Genomic DNA, 22,183 nt, shown 5'->3' on the forward strand with positions numbered 1-22,183 from the left:
AATGCGGCGCCGTTTACCTCGATGAGCGAATCCCGGAGCCTCCTGCGCAGCGCGGGCGCGATGAGCGCCGCCACCTTCGTGAGCCGCATTCTCGGGCTCGCGCGGGAACAGGCGCAGGCCTATTACTTCGGCGCGGGCTTCGCGACCGACGCCTTCAACGCGGCGTTCCGCATCCCGAACCTCCTGCGCGACCTCTTCGCCGAGGGGGCCATGTCCTCCGCGTTCGTTCCCACGTTCACCGCGACGCGCGAGCGGGAAGGGGAGGAGGCCGCATGGCGGCTCGCGAGCCGGACGATCACCGTCCTCGTCGTCGTCCTCGGAGCGTTCACCCTGCTCCTGCTCGCCGGCGCGCCGTGGATCCTGCGCGTCTACACCCCGGGTTTCGCTCCGGACAAGCTCGCGCTCGCCGCCACGATGACCCGGATCCTCTCCCCGTTCCTGCTGTGCGTCGCCCTCGCGGCGCTCGCGATGGGGGTGCTCAACACGCTGCGCGTGTTCTTCCTCCCCGCGCTCGCCCCCGCGTGGTTCAACGTGGCCTGCATCGCCGGGATGATCGTGCTTCCGCCCCTGCTCGTGCCCGCGGGGCTCGACCCGATCCTGTCGCTGGCGATCGGCGCGATGGCGGGGGGGATCCTGCAGTTCGCGGTGCAGCTCCCCACGATGCGACGAAGGGGCTTCCGGTTCCGGTGGGAGTTCTCCCCGCGCGATCCGGGGGTGGTTCGGATCGCCGGCCTGATGCTCCCGGCGACCTTCGGTCTCGCGGCGACGCAGATCAATCTGCTCGTGGACACCTCCCTCGCGTCCCGGTTCGGCGACGGCCCCATCTCGTGGCTCCAGTGCGCGTTCCGGCTGATCCAGCTCCCGATCGGCCTGTTCGGCGTCGCGATCGCGACGGCGAACCTCGCGCGGGTGTCCCGCGACCGGGCCCGCGGCGATCACGAGGCGATGCGGCGCAACCTCGGCGGGGCGATCCGCGCGGCGGCGCTGCTGACGCTCCCCGCGACCGCGGGGCTCGTGGCGCTGCGGGAGCCGATCATCCGGGTGCTGTTCGAGCACGGGAAGTTCGACGCGACGGCGACGACGGCCACGGGCGCCGCCCTGCTCTGCTACGCGCTGGGGTTGCACGCGTACGCGGTCACGAAGATCCAGGTCCCGGTCTTCTACGCCCTCGGGGAGACTCGTGTCCCCGTCGTCTCCTCGGCGATCTCGGTCGCGGCGAAGATCGCCGCGAACTTCGCGCTGATCGCGCTGCTCCCGCACCTGGGTCTCGATCCCTTCCTCGCGCTCGCCCTCACCACGTCCCTCGCCGCGTGGCTCAACCTGGGCCTGCTGGGTTGGGGAAGCCGCAAGCGCCTGGGCTCGCTCGCGGGGCTGGGGGTGGTCCCGACGACGCTGAAGATGGCGCTGGTTTCGGTCGTGCTCGGGTTCGCCGCCGCGGGGGTCCACGCGGGACTCGTTTCCGCGTGGCCCGCGAGCGGGCTCGTGCCGGAGATCGTGCGCCTGGCCGTCGCGAGCTTCGTCGGGGTGGCGATCGCGGTCGGCGGCGCTCTCGCGCTGCGCGTGGACGAGGCCCGGGCGCTTCTGGCTAGAATCCGGCGGCGGACATGATCGACCTCCAGGGACTCGGAAAACGTTACGGCGACCTCGCCGCGCTCGACGGCGTGACCTTCCGCGTGGAGCGCGGGGAGATCGTGGGGTTCCTCGGCCCGAACGGGGCGGGGAAGACGACGACCCTCCGCATCCTCTCCACCTACCTCGTGCCGAGCGAGGGGAGCGCGTCGGTCGCGGGGTTCGACGTCGTCGACGCCTCCGGGGAAGTGCGCAAGCGCCTCGGATACCTCCCGGAGAACCCGCCCCTCTACCTCGACCACACGGTGGACGAGTTCCTCGACTTCTGCGCCGCGCTGCGCGGGGTCCCGCGCCGGCGCCGGCGCGACGCCGTGGCGCGCGCCGCCGAGCGGTGCGGCCTCGCGGCGGTCCGGGGTCGGTTGATCGGGAACCTCTCGAAGGGTTTCCGGCAGCGCGTCGGCCTCGCGCAGGCGCTCGTGCACGAGCCGGAAGTCGTGATCCTCGACGAGCCGACCGTGGGACTCGACCCGGCGCAGATCGTGGAGATCCGTGAGCTGATCCGAGGCCTGGCCCCGGCGCACACGGTGCTGCTCAGCTCGCACCTCCTCTCCGAGGTGGCGAAGACGTGCTCGCGCATCGTGGTCGTGCATCGGGGGCGGGTCGTCGGCGACGACACGGTGCAGGGCCTGGGAGCGGCGGGAAGCCTCGAGGAGACCTTCCTGCGCCTCACCGCGGAGGGACCGGCGGCATGAGCGGCCTTCTCGCCCTCGTCCGGAGGGAGCTGCGCTCCCAGCTGCACGCGCCCACGGCGTGGATCGTCGCCGCCCTGTTCCTGTTCCTGTCCGGATGGTTCTTCTTCAACCTCGTCTGGCAGTTCGCCGCCCTCGTCCGCAGCTACGGCCTCTACGCGCAGATGACGGGAACCCCCGACGTCGCGGACCGCCTGAACGTGAACGCCGTCGTGGTCGAGGGGCTGTTCTCCAACGTGCTCGTCCTCTTCCTGTTCCTCGTCCCGGCGCTTTCCATGCGCGCGTACGCGGAGGAGCGCAAGCTCGGGACCGATGAGCTCCTGCTCACGGCGCCGGTCGGGGCGACGCGCATCGTGCTCGGGAAGTACCTCGGCCTGCTCTTCATCGCGGGAGTGCTCCTCGCGGCGACCGGCGTGTACCTCGCGCTCGTCGTGTGGCGAGGCGACCCGGAGACGGGCCCGATCGTCAGCGGGTTCGTCGGCCTGGCGCTGGCGCTCGGGGCGTTGTGCGCGCTCGGCCTCGCGGTGTCGACCCTCACCTCGAGCCAGATGATGGCGGCGGTCGGCTCGTTCGTCGTCTTCCTGGGGCTCTACGTCGTCGGCTGGCCGGCCGACAGCGTCGAGGGGTGGGCCCGGCAGGTTCTCCGCGGCCTCTCGCTTCCCGCCCGGTTCGACGCCTTCTCGCGGGGGCTCGTGACGACCCCCGATCTGGCGTATTTCCTCTCGCTGATCGTCCTGGGCCTGGTGACCGCGCGCCTGGCGATCGCGTCGCAGCGCTGGAGGTAGCGGTGCGGGAGGCGCTGCGCGTGGCGGGGCTGGGCGGGGTCGTGCTCCTGCTGTTCGGGCTCGTGTCCTACGCCTGGACCGGTCGCTTCGACCTCTGGGTCGCGGTGCACGTCGCCTCGGGGTCGGTGCTGGTCGCGGCCTCGGTCGCGCTCAACCTCGCGCGCTTCCGCCGGAGCGTCGCCGCCCGCGCGACCCGCGAGCGCGCCCGCGCGGCGACGGGAGCCTTGCTCGTGGTCGGGATCCTCGTCGCCCTGAACGTGGCGGCGGCGCGGCGCCCGCTCCAATGGGATCTGACCGAGTCCCGCATCCACACGCTCAGCGAGAAGAGCCGCGCGGTGCTGCGCGGGCTTCCCGCCCCGGTGGAGGCGTTCGCCTTCGTCGCGGCGGGATCTCCCGAGCGCGCGCGCCTCGAACCGCTGTTCGCCCGGTTCGCCGCCGAAGGGGGGGATCGCTTCCGCTGGCGTTTCGTCGACGCGGAGGCGGACCCTCGGCTCGCCGACGCACTGGGCGTCCGGCGCGAGGGGGTCGTCGCGGTACGCTCGGGGGAGCGGATCGCGCGCAGCGTGGACGGGATCGATCGCCTCGCCGAAGGGGAGCTCGCCAAGCTCGTCGTGCAGGTCTCGCGGACCGGCGCGCGCGTCGTCTACCTCGTCTCGGGGCACGGCGAGCCCGACGCGAGCGACGTCGAGAGCGCGTCGGGAGCGGGCCTTCTCGCGAAGGTCCTCGAGGAGGAGAGCTTCACCGTCCGTCCGCTGCTGCTCCCGGCCGCGGGGACGATCCCCGCGGACGCCGCGCTCGTCTTGCTCGCGGGGCCGAGGAAGCCGCTCGATCCGCGGGAGGTCGAGTTGCTCCGCGGCTTCGCCCGCGACGGGGGGAGATTGCTGCTCATGCTCGAGCCCGGGGCCGAGCCGGGGCTCGACGCGCTGCTCGCGGACTGGCGGATCGTGCCGGGGGACGACCTCGTGATCGACCAGGTCGTCACGCCCTTCGAGGGGACCTCCCTCGGCGCCGCACCGCTCGTGAGCGACTTCCCCGACCACGCGGCCACGCGCGGCTTCCGCGAGAACGTGGTCGTCTCGATCGCGCGCACCGTGTCCCCCTCCGACCACGGGGGGCTTCCCGGCGTGACCGCGCGGGTGCTCGCGCGCACGAGCCCCTCGAGCTGGGCGGAGACCGCGTGGCGCGAGGCGCTGCGCGAGGGACGCGTGGGGCTGGACGATGCGGACCGACCGGGGCCGGTCCCGATCGCCGTCGCCGCCGAGGCCGAGGGAGGAAAGGGCCGCGTCGTGGCGATCGGGGACGCCGACTTCGCCATGAACGCGAGGCTCGGGAGCTACTTCAACCGCGAGTTCCTCGTGAACCTCGCGCAATGGCTCACGGGCGCCGAGGACCTGATCGTCGAGCCCCCGCGCGGCCTTCGCGCCTCTCGACTCGACCTGAGCGACGCGGACACCCGGAACCTCTTCCGGTTCTGCGTGCTCCTCCTCCCCGAAGCCCTGCTCATCGTCGGCCTCGCGGTGGGGTGGCGGAGGCGGACGTTGTGAGGGGGCGAACCCTCCTGATCCTGCTGGCGACGTTCGCGGCCGCGGTGGCGTTCGTGTTCTGGCTCGAGCCCGGGAAGCTCAAGACCGAGGACGCGGCCCCCAACGGTCCGCTCCTCGCGCTCGACCCGGAGCACGTCCGCAGCGTGGCGTTCGCTTCGGCGTCGGGACCCGCGTTCACGATCGCGCGCGACCCCTCGGGGCTGTTCCGCCTCGACGACGGACGCGGGCTCGAGGCCGACGCGGGACGCGTCGAGGGAGTGCTCTCCGTGCTCCGCGACGCACGGGTGGAGCGCGTGCTCGACGACGGTTCGGACCACGACGCGACGGTTTACGGCCTCGCCCCGGCCGAGCGCACGGTGCGTGTGCGGACCGACTCGGCCGCGACGACCGTCGAGGTCGGCCGCGCGTCGCCGACGGGATACCGCCGGTACGCCCGGGTCGACGCCGGCCCGGTGGTTCTGGTCGACGGCGCGGTGGGAACGGCGTTGGAGCGCGCCGAATCGGACTACGTCGAGCGGCGGCTTCTCCCGATGGAGGCGTCGCGTGTCCGCCGCATCGAGATCGACGCGCCGCCGCGGCGCATCGTTTTGGATCGGGCGGGATCCGAATGGCGGATCGCGGAGCCGTTCTCCGACCGGGCGGACCTCGGCGTCGCGGAGAACCTCGCACGCTCGATGACCGCGATGACGGTGGAGGAGCTGGAGGCCGGCGCCGCCGCGTTCACCGGAGGCTGGCGCGTCCGGATCGAGGGGGAGACGGGGGGTCCCGCCCGCGAAGCGCGGATCTCGGGCGAGCGGCGCCCCGACCGCCGGGAGGTCGAGCGCCTCCCCGGGCCGGTCCGCGGCCGGATTCTCGAGGCCGCCGCGCGCGACCTCGAGCGCGACCCCGAGGCGATGCGCGACACCCGCGTCACCGCGTTCTCGAGCCCCGACGTGCGCGCGATCGCGTGGCGCGCCGGCGGCGCGACGGTCCGCGTGTCGCGGGACGGGGGCGCGGGGCCGTGGACGCGCGAGGACGAGACGGGGGCGAAACGTCCCGTCGACGCCGCCGCGGTGGAGGGGCTGCTCGACACGACCCGCTGGCTGCGGGCGAAGGGGTTCGTGCCGGGAGGGCCCCCCTCGACGACGCCCCTCGCGACGCTCGAGCTCTCGGGGGCGGCGGGAGCGATCGACGCCCTCGATTTCTTCGACGGGGGCGACGGCGACACGACCCTCGTGGGTGCGCGTGCGCGCCCCGGCGTCGCATCCAGGATCTCCCGCGCGAGCTACGACGAGCTCGCGGCCAAGGCGACCGGACTCGGCCGGTGAAGACGCTCCTGCAGCGCGTTTCGCGCGCCGAGGTTCGCGTGGACGGCGTGCGGGTGGCGTCGATCGGCCCCGGCCTCCTCGTGCTCGTCGGCGTCGAGCGGGGCGACACCGAGGCGGACGTCGATCATCAGGCGGACAAGACCGCGCAGCTCCGGATCTTCCCCGACGACGAGGGAAAGATGAACCGCAGTCTCGAGGAGGCGAAGGGCTCCGCGCTCGTCGTGTCGCAGTTCACCCTCGCCGGCTCGACGCGCCGGGGACGCCGGCCGTCGTTCGACGCCGCCGCTCCGCCGGAGACCGCGCGCACGCTCTACGCGCGATTCGCCGCGCGACTGCGCGCGCGCGGGGTCCCGGTCGAGACGGGGATCTTCCAGGCGACGATGGAGGTGGAGCTGGTCAACGACGGCCCGGTGACCATCCTGCTCGACCCGCCCGGCGACCGGGGGACCCCGTGAAACGTCCCGAGGGCTGGAGCGCGCGCTACCTCGACCATCTCGCCGCCGAGCGCGGACTCGCCCGCAACAGTCTCGACGCCTACCGCCGCGATCTCGAGCTCGCCGCGCGCCTGCTGGGGGAGACCGCGCTCGACGACGCCACGCGCGAGGACCTCCTCGGCGCCCTCCGGAAGCTGCGCTCGCAGTCCCGGTCGCCGCGCTCGATCGCCCGGTGGCTCGTCGCGGTCCGCGGCTTCTACGCGTTCCTCCTCTCGGAAGGTCGCCGCGACGTCGATCCCGCGTCCCGGATCGAGGCGCCGCGCCCCTGGAAGGTCCTGCCCCGCGTCCTCGACGGGAACGACGTCGAGCGGCTGCTCGCCGCACCGGACGGGAGCGATCCCCGGGGACGGCGCGACCGGGCGATGCTCGAGGTGCTCTACGCGACGGGGCTTCGCGTGAGCGAGCTCGTGGGGCTGCGCCTGGGCGACCTCCATCTGGACGCCGGGTACGTCCGCTGCGTGGGGAAGGGGAGCAAGGAGCGCGTCGTTCCCCTGGGGGCGGCGGCGAACGCCGCGCTGCAGCGTTATCTCGCCGGAGGACGCCCCGCGCTGCTCGGAGAGCGCCGGTCGGAGTTCCTCTTCGTGAACCGCACCGGTCGCGCGTTGACGCGCCAGGGGTTCTGGAAGCTCCTCCGGGCCTACGGCGAGCGCGCGGGCATCGGGACCTCGTTTTCGCCGCACACGCTCCGCCACTCCTTCGCGACGCACCTGCTCGAGCACGGCGCCGACCTGCGCTCCGTGCAGGTGCTCCTGGGCCACGCGAACATCTCGACGACCGAGATCTACACCCACGTGAACCGCGAGCGGCTGCGCCGGCTGTACGAGAGCTTCCATCCCCGAGCTTGACAGGCGCGGGGAGCCTCGATTATCCCTTCGCGCCGTGGCCAACGACGACGACAACTTCGAGGAACCCATCCACCAGCTCGAGGCGCGCCTCGAGGGGCTGTCCGGCATGGGCGACGACGTCGCCCTCGAGAGGCGGCGCGAGGACCTGCGCCGCGAGCTGCGCGAGCTGCGCGCGCGCGTCTTCGCGGGCCTGTCGCCGTGGCAGAAGACCCTCGTCGCGCGGCACCCGCGGCGGCCGTATACGCTCGACTACGTGCAGCATCTGCTCGAGGGATTCGTGGAGATCCACGGCGACCGTCGCTACGCCGACGACCCCGCGATCGTCTGCGGGTTCGGCTGGTTCCGGGGGCGCGCCGCGCTCGTCGTCGGCCACCAGAAGGGACGCGACACCAAGGAGAAGATCCACCGAAACTTCGGCATGCCCAAGCCCGAGGGATACCGGAAGGCGATGCGGGCGATGCGTCTCGCCGAGAAGTTCGGGCGGCCCATCTTCTGCTTCGTCGACACGCCGGGGGCCTACCCCGGGATCGGCGCGGAGGAGCGGGGCCAGGCCGAAGCGATCGCGTTCAACCTCCGCGAGATGGCGAAGCTGCGCGTTCCGGTGCTCGTGACCGTGACCGGCGAAGGGGGGAGCGGGGGAGCGCTGGCGATCGGCGTCGGCAACCGCGTGAACATGCTCGAGTACGCCGTGTACTCGGTGATCAGCCCCGAGGGATGCGCCGCCATCCTCTGGCGCGATGCGTCGCGCAGCCGCGACGCCGCGCGGGCGATGAAGATGACCGCGCCCGACCTGCTTTCGCTCGACGTGATCGACGCCATCGTCCCCGAGGTCGTCGGCGGCGCGCACGTCGATCCCCCCTCGCAGGCCGCGATCCTGGGGGAGGTCCTCGAGCGGCAGCTCGCGGAGCTCGAGGCGCTTTCGCCGGAGGCCCTCGTCGCCGACCGTCACGCGCGCTTCCGCCGGATGGGCCGCTGCGAGCTGCCGCGGGCGGTCTAGCGCTCCCGCCGCTTGGTCTCGCTCCACAGCCGGTCCATCAGCTCGAGGCCGGCCTGCTCGAGCGGCACGCCCTGCTCGTGCAGCGCCCGTTCGACGCCGGCGAACCGGCGACGGAACTTCGCGTTCGCGGCCTCGAGGGCGGCCTCGGGATCGACGCCGAGCTTGCGGCCGAGCATGGCGGTGGCGAACAGCAGGTCCCCCAGCTCCTCGGCGGCGGCGTTCCGGTCGTCGGCGCGCACCGCTTCGTGCAGCTCCGAGAGCTCCTCCTCGATCTTGCGGATCACGGCTCCCGCCTCGGGCCAGTCGAAGCCGACCCGGGCGGCCTTGTCCCCCAGGCGCTGGGCCTTCACGAGGGCGGGGAGCGCGCGGGGGAGGCCGTCGAGGAGGGAGGCTCGGGCGGCCTTGCCGGCGTCCTCCTTCTCCTTCTTCTTGATCTCTTCCCACTTCCGGAGGACCTCGGCGGCGTCCTCGGCGGAGTCCTCGGCGAAGACGTGCGGGTGGCGCCGGACCATCTTGGTGGCGATCCCCTCGATCACGTCGGCCGCGTCGAACCGACCCTCCTCCTTGGCCAGTCGTGACAGAAAGACGACCTGAAAGAGCAGGTCGCCCAGCTCCTCCCGCAAGTGCTCGGGATCGCCGTCGTCGATCGCTTCGGCCACCTCGTAGGCCTCCTCGAGAAGGAAGCCGCGCAGGGTCGCGTACGTCTGCTCCCGATCCCAGGGACACCCTCCCGGATCCCTCAGGCGGTCCATGATCGCGACCAGCGCATCGAAGGTCCGGGTGGGATGCATCGGCGTTTTCGGCTCCTTGACTTGGTGGGGGTGCGAATCAATCTTTGGCCGCGGTCCGGCCGTTTGTGGCGGTCGGAAGCGGGATGGTAGCATCGCGCGTTCGTCGCCGGATCAAGGCGTCGGCTGCACCGGTGGAGGAGCGCGATGTCCGAGGGTAACTCGCTGAAGGAGAAGGCACAGGACAAGCCGCAGGCCACGTTCAAGGTCAGCGACCGCCGCCTGTTCACCGCGGAAGGGGAGCCTCGCCGGGAGATCCCCGACGAGCCCGAATCCGCGGCGAAGCCGGTGACGCCCCAGCCGGAACCGCCGCCGGCGCCGGCGGAAACGGGGGCGGGTTTCGAGAGGCGAAGCCTCGAGGAACCGCCCGGGATCGACTTCACCGTGCTGATCAACGCGATGATGCAACCCGCGTTGATCTACCTCGGGGAGATCCCGCACCCGGCGACGGGGCAACCGATCGTCGACCTCGAGCAGGCGCGCCTCCAGATCGACATGCTCGATCTGCTGCGCGTCAAGACCCGCGGCAACCTCTCGCAACAGGAGGAATCCCTCCTCGAGCGGGTCCTGTACCAGCTCCGGATGGTGTACGTGGCCCGGTCGGGCTCGCGCGGCTGATTCCCCTTCGGGGATCGGGCCGAACGGCACGCGATCGGGCCTGGACGGGAACCGTCCGGGAGAGGGCGTGAGGGGTCGGCTCGTTCTCGGTTTCGCGTGCGTCCTCGCCGCGACCTCGGGCGTCGCGGCGGAGGAGGGCGTCCCCGTCGAGAGGGGCGTCATCCGCCTCCAGCTCCCCGACGCGGACGCCGCGGAAGCGCCGACGGACGACCCGAAGCTCGGCGATTCCGGCCTCGAAGCCCGCCGGGGCTTCGACTACCAGGCGTTCGGCTCCCGGCTCGAGGGGTACTGGTTCCAGCGGAAGCTGCACCTGCGCGAGGGGCGGGACGAGGAGGCGTCGCGCCAGGCGGACGCGATCCGCTCGTTCACGGCCGAGGAAGGGGTCCGGCGCCTGGAGCTCCCCGCGGGCGCTCTCGTCTCCGAGGCCGAGCGCCTGATCCGCGAGGGGCATCACTCCCGCGCCCTGGCCTCGCTCGCGCTCGCGGACGCCCTCGATCCCGACCGTCCGCAGGCGCATTTCCTCCGGGCGCGGATCGCCTGGGAGTCGAACGGCGGCACGCTGGCGGCGGCGGGGGAGTTCCTCTCCGGACTTCGCGCCTCCGCGCGGTCGCTGCTCAGGCAGCCGGTGCGCCTTCACGCGAACGCGCTCCTGATCGTCCTGGCGGTCCAGCTCGCCACCCTCGCCTTCGCCGCGCTGATGGCCTGGCGTTACCACGTTCCGCTCCGGCACGAGGTCGAGGAGGCGCTCACGCGCTCCGGACGCGAGGTCGCCGCCCCGGCCGCGGGCTGGCTGATCCTCCTGTGGCCGCTCGTGCTCGTCGTCACGGCGGGGTGGATCGGCTGGTGGTGGCTCGTCGCCACCTTCCGCTACATGCGCCGCTCCGAGCGGCTGGTCGCGGTCGCCCTGCTGGCGCTCGCCGCCCTTTCCGTCCCCGGCTACCGACTCGCCGTCGGGCTCTACGGGGTCTCGGCGGACCCGCGCGTGCGCACGACGATGGCGGCGGCCTCGGGGACGTACGAGCCCGATCGCGTGGTGAAGCTGCAGCAGATGGTGGCGGCGTCCCCGGACGATCCGACGCCCCGCTTCCTGCTCGCCGGGATGTACAAGAACGGGCGTTACTTCGAGGAAGCGTTCGAGGAGTACAAACGCGTCCTCAAGGTCGCGCCCGAGACGTGGCAGGCGCGCGTCAACATCGGGAACATCTTCTTCGCGATGGGGCAATACGGCGAGGCGATCGCGCAGTACCAGAAGGCGATCGACATGCGCCCGCGCGACGTGCTGGCCTACTGCAACATGCACCTCGCCCAGAACGACGCCCTGCGCCTCAACGAAGCCGCCGCGACGTACCAGCGCGCGCGGGCGATCGACGCGCCGCGCGTGGAGCAGCTGCTCCGGCCCCGCGCGGACCGCACCGTGGTCGACGCGACCATCAACCTCTCATCCGTGTGGCGCGCCGCGCTCGAGGGGGAACGGCTCGAGGACTGGCTGCGGGCGGACGGCTCCGGGTCGGCCGCGGGCCTGGTGAGTCTCCTGCGCTCGCTCTTGAATCCGCTGAGCGTGGTCTCCCTCGCGGCGCTCGCCGCGTGCCTTCTCGTCTCCCTCGGGCCCCGGCATCGGCCGCCCGCGAGGCGATGCACCCGTTGCGGGCGCCCGTATTGCGCGCACTGCCGCACCTCGCGGGAGCCGCAGGAGTTCTGCAGCCAGTGCGTGCACCTGTTCGTGCTGCAGGACGGGCTGGCCCCGCAGACGAAGATCCGGAAGCTGTACGAGATCGAGACCCACGGGAAACGCAGCCGCCTCGCCAGGCAGCTGGGCTCGCTGGTGCTGCCGGGTGCGGGGGCGGTGCTCCGCGGACGGGCGCTGGTGGGGTTCGCACTGCTGTTCGGCTGGTTTGCCGGGTGGCTTGCCGTGCGCCCGTCGTCGCTGCGGGCCGTGGAGGCGGTGCTCGGGCTCGACGCCCACCTCGACCTGCTCCGGTGGGGCGCGGTGCCCGCCGTTCTCGACTTCGACCCGGCCCTCCTCGCGGGGCTGCCGCTGCTCGTCGTCGTGTGGATCCTGGGAAACGCCTGGATCCGGCGTCCCCGGGAGGCCTGACGTGGCGCTCCAGGGGACGATCAAGGACTTCGGGCTGGGGGACATCCTCCAGCTGATCGGCATCCAGCGGAAAACCGGCGTGCTCACGATGGAGAGCGCGGAGGACACGGTCACCGTCAAGTTCCTCGACGGGCAGGTCGTGGGCGCCGACACGCGGTCCCGCAACCTCGAGGACCTGCTCGGGTCGGTCCTCGTCCGGACCGGGCGCATCACCGAGGCGCAGCTGCAGGAGGCGCTCAAGGTCCAGCGCTCCACGCTCCAGCGCGTCGGCTACATCCTCGCGACCACGGGGTCGATCTCCGAGGAGGACCTCCGCGAGGCGTTGCGCATCCAGGTCCTCCAGATCGTCTACCGGCTGTTCCGGTGGCGCGACGGCAAGTATCACTTCACGCCGACGGACCACGTCGACTACGACGTCGATCACTTCACCCCGGTCAGCGCCGAGACGATCCTGATGGAAGGCGCGCGGATGATCGACGAATGGCCGATCCTCGAGCGCCGGATCCGGTCGCCGCGCATGGTCTTCCGCAAGACCGCGGCCGGCGCCGCGCTCGACGCGCCCGTCGCGTCACTCGTCGACGCGGACGTCGACTTCGGCTTCGACCGCGCCGCGGGCTCGTCCGGCCCCGACGCCGAGGGGATTCAGGTCTCCGGAGAGGAGCTCGAGGTCCTGCACATGGTCGACGGCCGCTCGACGGTCCAGGACCTCGTGGACCGCAGCCCCCTCGGCGAGTTCGACGTCTACCACCTTCTCTACGAGCTGCTCAACCGCAACCTCATCGAGGAGGTGCGCGTCGCCGTCGCCCCCGGAGCCGTCCAGGCCGAGGAGCGGCATCGCGCGGTCCTGGCGGGAGCGCTCGCGGTGCCCGTCCTGCTCCTCGCGGGGGCGGGACTCGTCGCGTCGTTCTGGAGCCCGCTCGCCCCGTGGCGCGTCGCCGGCGTGGGGGCGGAGACCGACCTCCTGAAGACCTACGCGAGCCAGGCCCGGCTCGAGCGGATCGAAAGCGCCCTCCAGGTCTTCTACTACGATCTCGGCTCGGTCCCTTCCGACCTGAACGCGCTCGTGCGCGCGCGTTACCTCGATCCCGCCGATCTCCTCGACCCGTGGGGCCGCCCGTACCTGTTCCGGACCTCCCCGGGAGGGTACGAGCTTCTCGGAGCCGACGCGCGGGGAGGGGCGGCGGAGGAACTCACCGTGCGCCGGGCGTTCACCGCGAACCAGCGGCTGCTCCTCGGGGGCGCGAGGTAGGCTCGGGCTTGACACCCGAAAGGGTGGGTCTTACAAGGCGCGCTGTCTGTCGGGGGAAGGCACGTCGCCCCCCCTACCGGAGAGCGCGTCATGAGCAAGATCATCGGGATCGACCTGGGGACCACGAACTCGGTCGTGGCGATCATGGAAGGGGGCTCGCCCAACGTGCTGGCGAACGCGGAGGGCGGCCGCCTGACCCCCTCGGTCGTCGCCGTCACCGACAAGGGCGATCGGCTCGTCGGCCAGGTCGCCAAGCGGCAGGCGATCACGAACCCGACCAACACGGTCTATTCGATCAAGCGATTCATGGGCCGGAAGTTCGCGGAGCTCAAGGACGAGATCCGGCGGGTTCCCTACAAGGTCACCCCGGCCGAGAACGGCGATGCGGTCGTCGAGATCCAGGGGAAGCGCCACACGCCCCCCGAGGTGTCGGCGATGGTGCTGCGCAAGATGAAGGAGGCCGCCGAGTCCTACCTCGGCGAGACCGTGACCCGCGCGGTGATCACCGTGCCGGCGTACTTCAACGACGCCCAGCGCCAGGCCACCAAGGACGCGGGGCAGATCGCCGGCCTCACCGTCGAGCGCATCGTCAACGAGCCGACGGCGGCGGCCCTCGCCTACGGCCTCGACAAGAAGAAGGACGAGACGATCGCCGTCTTCGACTTCGGCGGCGGCACCTTCGACATCTCGATCCTCGAGGTGGGGGAGGGGGTCGTCGAGGTGAAGTCGACCAACGGCGACACGCATCTCGGCGGCGACGACATCGACCATGCGCTGATGGACTGGATCGTCGCCGAGTTCAAGCGCGACCAGGGGATCGACCTCTCCGGCGACAAGATGGCCCTGCAGCGCCTCAAGGAGGCCGCCGAGAAGGCCAAGTGCGAGCTGTCCACCGTCGCCGAGACCGAGATCAACCTGCCGTTCATCACGGCCGACGCGTCGGGGCCGAAGCACCTGCAGCTGCGGCTCAACCGGGCGCGCTTCGAGCAGCTGGTGGAGCCGATCCTGCGCCGGACCCTCGAGCCGTGCGCCCGGGCCCTCGCGGACGCGGGGCTGAAGCCGGGGGACGTCGACGAGATCGTCCTCGTCGGCGGCTCCACCCGCATCCCGAAGGTGCAGGACATGGTCAAGGGCTACTTCGGGAAGGAGCCTCACAAGGGCGTGAACCCCGACGAGGTCGTCGCCATCGGTGCGGCCATCCAGGCCGGCGTCCTCGGCGGCGAGGTGAAGGACATCCTCCTGCTCGACGTCACCCCGCTGTCGCTGGGGATCGAGACGCTGGGCGGCGTGTTCACGCGCCTGATCGCGCGGAACACGACGATCCCGTCCCGCAAGGCCGAGGTGTTCTCGACCGCCGCGGACGGGCAGACGACCGTCGAGGTGCACGTGCTGCAGGGGGAGCGCGAGATGGCGCGCGACAACAAGACCCTCGGCCGCTTCCATCTCGACGGCATCCCGGCGGCCCCGCGCGGCGTTCCGCAGATCGAGGTCGCCTTCGACATCGACGCGAACGGGATCGTGCACGTCGCCGCGAAGGATCTCGGCACCGGCAAGGAGCAGAAGATCACGATCACCGCGTCCTCGGGCCTCTCCAAGGACGAGGTCGAGCGGATGGTGAAGGAGGCCGACGCCCACGCTGCCGAGGACCGCAAGCGCCGGGAGGCGGTCGAGGCGAAAAACCGCGCCGACCAGCTCGTCTACCAGGTCGAGAAGACGCTGCAGGAAAACGCCGCGAAGCTGCCGGAGACGGAGCAGGCCCCGGTCCGCGAGGCGCTGGCCTCGGTCAAGAGCGCGCTCGAGCAGGGAGACGCCGACGCGATCTCCCGCGCCACGACCGAGCTCGAAAAGGTCTCGCACCGCATGGCCGAAGCGATCTATCGTGCGGCGGGAACGGCGCCCGAGGGCGGCGCGGAAGCGTCGGAAACCCCCGGCGCGACGTCGGGCTCGTCCGGCGACGTGATCGACGCGGAAGTGGTGGACGACCGCAAGCAGCGTTAGGGGGCGACGATGGCGCGCAACGAGTGGGATCCGCTCAAGGAGCTCGAGACCGTCCAGCGGCGGATGAACCAGCTCTTCGAGAGTGCGATGGACCGGACCAACTTCGACGCCGACGGCGGCTTCGGCAGCTGGGCGCCGTCGGCGGACCTGTACGAGACGACGGACGAGGTCGTCGCCTACGTCGAGCTCCCGGGGATCCCGCCGTCCGACGTCTCGCTCCGCCTCGACGGCGATTCCCTGGTGGTCGAGGGGGAGCGGCGCATGGAGCGCGCCGCGCCCGGAGAGCAGTACCACCGCGTCGAGCGCTCGTACGGCCGCTTCCAGCGCAAGCTCGCCCTTCCCGCCGGCGTGGACCGCGACTCCGCGAACGCGAGCTTCCGGGACGGCGTGCTCGTGGTGACGCTCCGCAAGTCCCCCGACGACCGCTCGCGGCCGATCAAGCTCGAGATCCGCTGAGACCGTCCGCTCCGCCGGGACCGCGAAGGCGCGTGGTATACTCCGCGCGATTTTTCCGCTTTCCGGGGGAGGAATGAGCGAGGAGCGCGAGACATCCCGGGGCGGCGGCTCGGAGTCGCTGAAGAAGTACCTGAAGGAGATCTCGCGCCTTCCCCGCATCACCGCGGAGGAGGAGAGGGTCCTCGGGCGCCGCATTCACAAGGGCGACCACGACGCGCTTCGCAAGCTCGTCGAGGCCAATCTCCGGTTCGTCGTCTCCTACGCGAAGCGTTACCGGGGCTGCGGCCTGTCGTTCCTCGACCTCATCAACGAGGGGAACATCGGCCTGATCGAAGCGGCCAAGCGCTTCGACCCGGACAAGAACGTCAAGTTCATCACCTACGCCGTGTGGTGGGTCCGCCAGGCGATCATCCACGCGCTGAGCGACCAGAGCGGCGCCTTCCGCCTCCCGCAGAAGCAGGCCAACCTGCTCTACCGGATCGGCAAGGCCCAGGCGAGCCTGCGCTCCGAGCTCAAGCGGACTCCGACCGCCCAGGAGATCGCCACGCGCATGGACGTGACCGAGGTGGAGGTGACGAACCTCCTCCAGGTCGCCGACGAGAACATCTCGTTGTCCGCCGTGATCGACGAGGAGCACGAGTTCCACCTCGCCGACAAACTCGAGCAGGACACGATTCCCGCGGCCGACATCGTCTACCTCCGCGCGTCGCTCAAGCGCCACGTCCGTCAGGCGCTGGGCGAGCTCGACGAGAAGGAGGAGCGCGTCCTGCGGCTGCGGTTCGGCCTCGACGGGGCGGAGCCCAAGACGCTCAAGGAGATCGGCGAGATGATGGACCTCTCCCGCGAGCGGATCCGCCAGATCGAGGCCCAGGCCCTCGACAAGCTCAACCGCTCGCAGAAGTGCCAGCAGCTGCGCGGCTACCTGAACTGAGGGTTGCGATCGTGGGCGATCCGGTCTGCGCGACGTGCGGCGGGACGGGGTTCGAGCTGCGCACCTCGGAGAGCGGGGTCGTCACCTCGGTACGTTGCGCCTGTTCCGCCCGCGACCGGAATGCCGCGCTGCTCAAGCTCGCGCGCATCCCCCGACGCTACGAGCACTGCACGCTCGAGAACTACGGCCCCCGCGACGCGAGCCAGGCCAAGGCGAAACAGCACGTCGCCGACTGGGTCGAGCGGTGGCCCCTCGACGTCACGCACGGTCTTCTGCTCTGGGGCCCGCCGGGGACGGGCAAGACGCATCTGCTCGTGGGAGCCGTGCGCACGCTCGTCGAGGCGAAGGGCTGCAAGGCGCTCTTCTACGACCAGCGCGAGCTGCTCAAGGCGCTCCAGGGGACCTTCGACGCCGGCTCCTCCCGATCGGAGTCGGACATCCTGGAGCCGATCCTCGAAGCGGAGCTTCTGGTGCTCGACGACCTCGGAGCGGGACGCACGACGCCTTGGGCGCGGGACGTACTGCACGACATCATCGGCCACCGCTACAACGCCAGCCTTCCGATCCTCGCGACGACCAACCGCCCGATCGGCGAGCCGGGAAGCGCCGCTCCCGCGGATCCCCTCCGCGAGGCGCTCACGCTGTACGACCGACTTGGCGAGCCGCTCCTCTCGCGGCTCTTCGAGATGTGCACCATCGTGGAGGTGCGCGGCGGCGACTTCCGGCGGGAGATCCTGAACGCGGACTTCCACGCGGCGCGCCCGGAGGGACGCAAGCGATGACCGCCGAGCTCCGGAACCTGCGTTACGAGATCCGAGGCGGCGCGGCGTGGATCACGATCCACCGCCCCGAGAAGCTCAACGCCCTCGACCGCGCCACCGTGGACGAGATCCCGGTGGCGATCGACCGCGCGCTGCACGATCCCGACGCGGGGGCGATCGTCGTCACCGGGGCGGGCGAACGCGCGTTCGTGGCGGGCGCGGACATCGCGGAGATGGCCGGACTCGACGCGCGGGACGGCCAGGAGTTCTCGTTGCGCCTGCTCGCGTCGTTCGAGCGCGTCGAGCGATCGCCCAAGCCGGTGATCGCGGCGGTGAACGGGTTCGCACTCGGCGGCGGATGCGAGCTCGCGATGGCGTGCCACGTCCGGATCGCCTCCGACGCCGCGAAGTTCGGCCAGCCCGAGGTCCTCCTCGGGCTGATCCCCGGGGCGGGAGGCACGCAGCGGCTCACGCGGCTCGTCGGGCGCGGCAAGGCGCTCGATCTCATCCTGTCGGGGGAGACGATCGACGCCGCGGAGGCCCTTCGCATCGGCCTCGTGGACCGTCTCGTCCCGGCGGAAGGGCTCGTCGCCGCGGTCGACGCGTACGTCGCGAAGCTCCGGCAGAAAAGCCCCGTCGCCCTCGCGCGGGCGCTGCAGGCCGTGATCTCGGGCGCCGAGACCTCGCAGGCGGAGGCGCTGCGGCTCGAGGCCGCCCTGTTCGGCCTGTGCTTCGCGACGGACGATTTCCGCGAAGGGACGCGCGCGTTCCTCGAGAAGCGGAAACCCGTGTTTCCGGGACGCTGAGCGCGTTTCCGTGGCACGCCTGCGCGGCCTGCGTCTGGCCATCCCGATCCTGCTCGTCGCCGGCGCCGCTTCGATCTGGCTCGTGCTCCGGCGCAGCGACCGGCCGGTCGCGTCGCTGTCGGACGTCGGGCCAGGGACGGACACCCACATCGAGGGGTTCACGTTCACCGATCTGGTGGGCGGACGCCGCCGCCTGAGCGTCAGCGCCAAGCTCGGGAGCTTCGACGCGCAGGGCGGGTTCACGCTCGAGGGGGTCGAGCGCATCGAGATCGATCGCGAGGGCGCGGACCCCCTCGTCCTGCGCGCCGACCGCGGCTCGGGCGCCGGCGCGGAAGGCCGGCGCGTCATCCGTCTCGACGGCGGCGTGGAGATGCGAGACGCCGCCGCCGGACTGCAGGTCCGGCTCCCTTCGATCGAGATCGATCAGATCCAGGGGACGGCGAGGTCCTTGGGCGAGGTGGAGATCGAGGCCCCCGGCTGGAGGGGGACGGCGAGCGCGGCGGTCTACGGTCTCGCGAAAGGCGCCACGAGCGAGCTCTATCGACTCGAGGCGTCGACCGTCGAGGGAGCGACCCTCGTGGCCGGCCGGGTGGCGATCGACCGCTCCACCGGGGCGCTGCGGCTGGACGGGGGCGTGGACTACCGCGCGGGAACGGACCAGCTTCGCGCGGACGACGCGACCGCCGAGCGGGACGAGAACGGCCGCGTACGCCGCCTGACCGCGAACGGCTCCGTCCAGGGAGTCGCCGAGCGCGAGCCGGGCAAGCCCACGTCCTGGCGCGCCGCGCAGGCCGACGTGACCTGGGACGCCGAAGGTCGGGTCACCGCCGCGATCCTCCGCGGGAACGCGAGCATCGAGCAGCCGCAGGCCTCCCTCCTCGCCGCGACGATCGAGGCCGCGGCGAGGGCCGAGGGCGGATTCGACGTCGACGCGGAAGGCGGAGTCGTCTGGAACGGGATGTGGGGCGGGTCTCCGGCCCGCCTCCAATGCGGCACCCTCGAGGGGGTGCTCGACGCCGCCGGGACGCTGCGCCAGGGCCAGGCCAGGGACGGCGTGCGGTTCGAAGGTCGCGACGCGGCGGGCGAAGCCGACCGCGCGACCTTCGCTCCCGGCGAGCCCTTCGGGAAGGTCACCCTCGAAGCGGCCGGTACGGTCCGCGCCCGCGTGCGCAGCGGCCGCACGCGCGTCGTCGCCGATCGGATCGTCGCCTCCGCGCGCGGCGACCGCCTCGAGGCGGAAGGCCGCGTCGAGGCGACGCTTCTCCCCGACGCCGAGCGCACCGCGGCAGGCGCCGCGCTGTTCGACGCCAAGCAGACCGTGCACTTCGTGGCCGGCCGCCTCGAGAGCGAGGACGGAGGGCGGCAACTGCGATTCCGCCAGGCGGTCCGCGGCTGGCAGGAGGATCGGACCCTCTCCGCCGACGAGGTCGACGCGGACGCCAAGGGCGACGCGCTCGACGCGCGCGGCAAGGTCGCGACGCGTCTGCCGCGCGGGAAACAGGCGGCCGCCTCCGACGCCGACTACCTCGAAGTCACCTCGAACGCCCTGGCCTACCGCGGCGCCGAGTCGCAGGCCACCTACACCGGCAACGTCCGCGCCCGTCTCGCCGAGGGATGGTTCGAAAGCGCGCGGCTCGTGGTGCTCCTCCGCAAGCCCGAGGGGGGGATCCGCGAGGTGCGCGCGTTCGACAACGTGCGTCTCGAGTTCGCGGACACCGACGAGCAGGGGATGCCGCGACCGGTGACCGGAAAGGCGGACCGGCTGGTGTGGGACCCCGTCGCCTCGGTGGCGCGCCTGTTCGGAGACAAGGCGCCGGCCGAGGTGCGTCGCGAGGGAGAGAAGGGCGGGACGACGACCGGCAGGGTGTTACGCTACCGGCTCGACGCGGACGTCGTGGAGGTCGAGTCGACCTCGGAACGGGCGCCCTGAGAACAGGAGAACGAGCGGTGGCGGAGCCGTCCCCGGCGGTCGCGGGGCTCGTGGCGGAGGATCTCGCGAAGTCGTACCGCGGCCGCAAGGTCGTGGACGGCGTGAGCGTCCGGATCGAGCCCGGGGAGATCGTCGGCCTGCTCGGACCCAACGGCGCGGGGAAAACGACGTCGTTCTACCTCGTGCTCGGCCTGGTCCCCCCGGAAGGCGGGCGCGTGACCCTCGACGGTGAGGACATCACCTCGCTTCCGATGTACCTGCGCGCACGGCGCGGCGTCGGGTACCTCCCGCAGGAGGCCTCGATCTTCCGTCGCATGTCGGTGGAGCAGAATCTCCTCGCGGTCCTCGAGCTGCACGGACTCGACGCCGAGGCGCGGAAGGAGCGATGCCGATCGCTGATCGAGGACTTCGGCCTGGACCGCGTCGCCGGGACCGCCGGGTTCGCGCTGTCCGGCGGCGAGCGGCGCCGCGCGGAGATCGCCCGGGCGCTGGCGGCCGAGCCTCGCTACATGCTCCTGGACGAGCCGTTCGCCGGCATCGATCCGATCGCGGTCGCGGACCTCCAGCAGATCGTGACGCGACTCAAGGATCGCGGCCTGGGCGTGCTCATCACCGACCACAACGTCCGCGAGACTTTACAGATTACGGACCGGGCCTATATTATCGGCTCGGGCCGAATCCTCAGGCACGGCACGCCGGCCGAACTCGCTTCGGATCCTGAAGTACGGCGGGTCTACCTGGGCGAGAATTTCCGCCTGCACTGATCACGGAGGCCGACGAGCCGCGATGGCGCTCGAACAGAAGCTCACCGTCAAGATGAGCCAGCGGCTCATCATGACGCCGTCGCTCCAGCAGGCCATCAAGCTCCTCCAGATGTCGAAGCTCGAGCTGGTCGACGAGATCCAGCAGGAGCTCACCGAGAACCCGGTCCTCGACGAGGTCGTGGGGGACGCGACCCCCGAGGAGCGCGCCGAGGCCGACGCCGCCACGGCCGAGGAGGCGCCCGCGGACGAGCGGCGCACCGAGGATCGCGAGAAGGACCCGTACGAGGAGATCGACTACGAATCCTATTTCCAGGACGTCGACGGCGGCTGGATGCCGCGGGCGCCCGTGGACTCCGGCGAGGAGCTCCCGTCGTTCGAGAACACGCTCGCCGAGCAGCAGAACCTCGCGGACCACCTCCTCTGGCAGCTCGGGCTCGCCCCGGCCTCGGAACGACTCCAGGCCGTGGGAGCCGCGATCGTGGGGAACCTCAACGAGGACGGCTACCTGCGCGCCGGCCTCGACGAGATCCAGCAGATGGGCGACTGGAGCGTCGAGGAGGTCCGGGAGGGACTCGCGCTGATCCAGGGGTTCGACCCGGTCGGCGTCGCCGCGCGCGACCTCGTCGAATGCCTGACCCTGCAGCTGCGCCACCTCGGGCAGGAGGGCACGCCCGCCGAGACGATCGTCCGCTTCCACATGGACAAGCTCCAGGGGCGCAAGTACCGCGAGCTCGCCGAGACGCTCGGGCTCGACATGGACGATCTCCAGGCCGAGCTCGAGATCATCCGCGGCCTGGACCCGCGCCCGGGTCAGAAGTACAACGTCGAGAGCAGCCGCTACGTGGTGCCCGACGTGTACGTCGTGAAGATCGACGACGACTACCAGATCCTCCTCAACGAGGAGGGCCTCCCGCGCCTGCGGATCAGTCCGGTCTACCGACGGATGGTGGAGCGGGGCGCGCAGGCCACCTCCTCCGAGGCGAAGGAGTACGTCCGCGACAAGCTGCGCTCGGCGTTCCGCCTCATCAAGAGCCTCGAGGAACGCCAGCGGACGATCTACAAGGTCGCCCGCTCGATCGTGAAGTTCCAGCGCGACTTCCTGGACTACGGGATCGAGCGCTTGCGTCCTCTCGTCCTCAAGGACGTCGCGGACGACATCGGGATGCACGAGAGCACGGTGAGCCGTGTGGTGAACAACAAGTACATGCACACGCACCGCGGTCTGTACGAGATGCGTTTCTTCTTCCACAGCGGGATCGCGTCGATCCGCGGCGGCGAGAGCGTCTCGTCCCTGACGGTCAAGGACCGCATCAAGAAGATCGTCGTCGCCGAGGACGCGCGGCATCCGCTCTCCGACGCCGCGATCGTGAAGATCCTCAAGGCCGAGGGGCTCCAGATCGCGCGCCGCACCGTCGCGAAGTACCGCGAGGAGCTCAAGATCCCGTCGTCGAGCAGTCGCAAACAGGTGTTCCAGTGACCGTCCACGGCCCCCGAGCG

General features: G+C 71.5%; 19 protein-coding genes and 1 pseudogene. 19 read left to right on the plus strand and 1 reads right to left on the minus strand.

The genetic code is table 11. The annotated features are described in order from the left end of the window. Positions 1-21 precede the first annotated feature (21 nt). The 8 genes and pseudogenes from murJ to VF139_13090 all read left to right on the plus strand — a co-directional run bounded on the left by murJ (position 22) and on the right by VF139_13090 (position 8,290). Positions 22-1,608 (plus strand): murein biosynthesis integral membrane protein MurJ, encoded by a 1,587-nt coding sequence (gene murJ, locus VF139_13055; protein HEX6852321.1) that lies wholly within the window; start codon positions 22-24, stop codon positions 1,606-1,608. Further along, positions 1,605-2,321 (plus strand): ATP-binding cassette domain-containing protein, encoded by a 717-nt coding sequence (locus tag VF139_13060; protein ID HEX6852322.1) that lies wholly within the window; start codon positions 1,605-1,607, stop codon positions 2,319-2,321. Before murJ ends, VF139_13060 begins: the two co-directional genes overlap by 4 nt. Beyond that, on the plus strand, positions 2,318-3,103 hold the full coding sequence (locus VF139_13065) for an ABC transporter permease (protein HEX6852323.1): 786 nt from the start codon (positions 2,318-2,320) through the stop codon (positions 3,101-3,103). The genes VF139_13060 and VF139_13065 overlap by 4 nt, the downstream gene beginning before the upstream one ends. Positions 3,104-3,105: 2 nt before the next feature. Continuing rightward, positions 3,106-4,647 carry a GldG family protein gene (locus VF139_13070; GenBank protein HEX6852324.1) on the plus strand — a complete coding sequence of 514 codons (1,542 nt, stop codon included), beginning with the start codon at positions 3,106-3,108 and terminating at the stop codon, positions 4,645-4,647. Continuing rightward, on the plus strand, positions 4,644-5,954 hold the full coding sequence (locus tag VF139_13075; GenBank protein ID HEX6852325.1) for a DUF4340 domain-containing protein: 1,311 nt from the start codon (positions 4,644-4,646) through the stop codon (positions 5,952-5,954). Before VF139_13070 ends, VF139_13075 begins: the two co-directional genes overlap by 4 nt. Then, entirely contained in the window at positions 5,951-6,409 is a 459-nt protein-coding gene (gene dtd / locus VF139_13080; GenBank protein HEX6852326.1) for a D-aminoacyl-tRNA deacylase, read from the plus strand. Before VF139_13075 ends, dtd begins: the two co-directional genes overlap by 4 nt. A gap of 35 nt (positions 6,410-6,444) precedes the next feature. Next, a pseudogene (xerD, locus tag VF139_13085) lies at positions 6,445-7,293 on the plus strand (site-specific tyrosine recombinase XerD). Between the two features lie 34 nt (positions 7,294-7,327). After that, on the plus strand, positions 7,328-8,290 hold the full coding sequence (locus VF139_13090) for an acetyl-CoA carboxylase carboxyltransferase subunit alpha (GenBank protein HEX6852327.1): 963 nt from the start codon (positions 7,328-7,330) through the stop codon (positions 8,288-8,290). Here VF139_13090 and mazG read toward each other — a convergent pair. Beyond that, entirely contained in the window at positions 8,287-9,081 is a 795-nt protein-coding gene (gene mazG / locus VF139_13095) for a nucleoside triphosphate pyrophosphohydrolase (GenBank protein HEX6852328.1), read from the minus strand. The two genes, VF139_13090 and mazG, sit on opposite strands and share 4 nt — an antisense overlap. Positions 9,082-9,225: 144 nt before the next feature. Between mazG and VF139_13100 the strand changes: the two genes are divergently transcribed. The 11 genes from VF139_13100 to rpoN all read left to right on the plus strand — a co-directional run bounded on the left by VF139_13100 (position 9,226) and on the right by rpoN (position 22,163). Continuing rightward, a complete protein-coding gene (locus VF139_13100; protein ID HEX6852329.1) occupies positions 9,226-9,696 on the plus strand; it encodes a DUF1844 domain-containing protein in 471 nt (156 codons plus the stop codon). A 67-nt stretch (positions 9,697-9,763) separates the two neighbouring features. After that, positions 9,764-11,791, plus strand: coding sequence for a tetratricopeptide repeat protein (locus tag VF139_13105; protein ID HEX6852330.1), 2,028 nt, complete (start codon positions 9,764-9,766; stop codon positions 11,789-11,791). A gap of 1 nt (position 11,792) precedes the next feature. Further along, positions 11,793-13,040, plus strand: coding sequence for a DUF4388 domain-containing protein (locus tag VF139_13110; GenBank protein ID HEX6852331.1), 1,248 nt, complete (start codon positions 11,793-11,795; stop codon positions 13,038-13,040). A gap of 90 nt (positions 13,041-13,130) precedes the next feature. Further along, the gene (gene dnaK, locus VF139_13115; GenBank protein ID HEX6852332.1) at positions 13,131-15,038 is read left to right on the plus strand and encodes a molecular chaperone DnaK; all 1,908 of its coding nucleotides are present in this window, start codon (positions 13,131-13,133) and stop codon (positions 15,036-15,038) included. Between the two features lie 9 nt (positions 15,039-15,047). Continuing rightward, the gene (locus VF139_13120; GenBank protein HEX6852333.1) at positions 15,048-15,494 is read left to right on the plus strand and encodes an Hsp20/alpha crystallin family protein; all 447 of its coding nucleotides are present in this window, start codon (positions 15,048-15,050) and stop codon (positions 15,492-15,494) included. Between the two features lie 73 nt (positions 15,495-15,567). Continuing rightward, complete coding sequence (locus VF139_13125; protein ID HEX6852334.1) at positions 15,568-16,425, plus strand: RNA polymerase sigma factor RpoD/SigA; 858 nt, start codon at positions 15,568-15,570, stop codon at positions 16,423-16,425. 11 nt (positions 16,426-16,436) lie between these two features. Further along, entirely contained in the window at positions 16,437-17,207 is a 771-nt protein-coding gene (locus VF139_13130) for an ATP-binding protein (protein ID HEX6852335.1), read from the plus strand. Further along, complete coding sequence (locus VF139_13135; GenBank protein ID HEX6852336.1) at positions 17,204-17,992, plus strand: enoyl-CoA hydratase-related protein; 789 nt, start codon at positions 17,204-17,206, stop codon at positions 17,990-17,992. Before VF139_13130 ends, VF139_13135 begins: the two co-directional genes overlap by 4 nt. A gap of 10 nt (positions 17,993-18,002) precedes the next feature. Next, positions 18,003-19,922 carry an LptA/OstA family protein gene (locus VF139_13140; GenBank protein ID HEX6852337.1) on the plus strand — a complete coding sequence of 640 codons (1,920 nt, stop codon included), beginning with the start codon at positions 18,003-18,005 and terminating at the stop codon, positions 19,920-19,922. Between the two features lie 17 nt (positions 19,923-19,939). Then, positions 19,940-20,686, plus strand: coding sequence for an LPS export ABC transporter ATP-binding protein (gene lptB, locus VF139_13145; GenBank protein ID HEX6852338.1), 747 nt, complete (start codon positions 19,940-19,942; stop codon positions 20,684-20,686). 22 nt (positions 20,687-20,708) lie between these two features. Beyond that, positions 20,709-22,163, plus strand: a complete 1,455-nt coding sequence (rpoN, locus tag VF139_13150; GenBank protein HEX6852339.1) for an RNA polymerase factor sigma-54 — start codon at positions 20,709-20,711, stop codon at positions 22,161-22,163. The last annotated feature ends 20 nt before the right edge of the window (positions 22,164-22,183 follow it).

The sequence above is a fragment of the Candidatus Polarisedimenticolaceae bacterium genome (assembly GCA_036376135.1).
Lineage (GTDB): Bacteria > Acidobacteriota > Polarisedimenticolia > Polarisedimenticolales > DASRJG01 > DASVAW01.